Here is a 544-nt window from a genome sequence, read left to right on the forward strand (position 1 = left end):
ATATTAATCGTCTTACCGAATTCACCTGTCTGGCCGATGTACTTGAGCCCGATTTAATTCAGTCGTGCCTTGATTCACATGGTGTTGCCAGTTTAAGGCGACGTAAGTTACCTATGGATGCCATGATTTGGGCGGTGATTGGTATGGCTCTGTTCAGAGGCGAATCTGTCCGCTCTCTCATCAATAAGCTTGATATCGTCTTACCTCAAGAGGTGGATTACGTTGCGCGCAGCGCTGTCACGCAAGCGCGCAAGCGGCTGGGCTCCGACGTTGTTCGAGATGTGTTTAAGCGAAGTGCCAAGACCTGGCATGAAAGAGCAGAGCATCCTCATTGGTGTGGACTCAATCTCTATGGGGTCGATGGTATCGTATGGCGAACACCTGATAGTGAGCAAAACAATCAGGCCTTTGCCAAAACTGCCAACGCTTCTGGTGATGCTGCCTATCCTCAAATTCGCATGGTTTGCATGATGGAGTTAAGCAGCCACTTGGTATTGAACAGTGCCTTTGATTCTGTTGCTGTCAGTGAAATGAATTTAGCCGC

At 48.7% G+C, this 544-nt stretch carries 1 protein-coding gene; it reads left to right on the forward strand.

Translation table 11 applies throughout. The annotated features are described in order from the left end of the window. Positions 1 to 2: 2 nt before the first annotated feature. Positions 3 to 544: IS4 family transposase (locus ACF8D4_RS07065; protein ID WP_392464827.1), on the forward strand; the 542-nt coding region annotated here is incomplete at its 3' end.

The sequence above is a fragment of the Shewanella sp. YQ_9 genome, from assembly GCF_043103185.1.
Taxonomy (GTDB): Bacteria; Pseudomonadota; Gammaproteobacteria; order Enterobacterales; family Shewanellaceae; genus Shewanella; species Shewanella algae.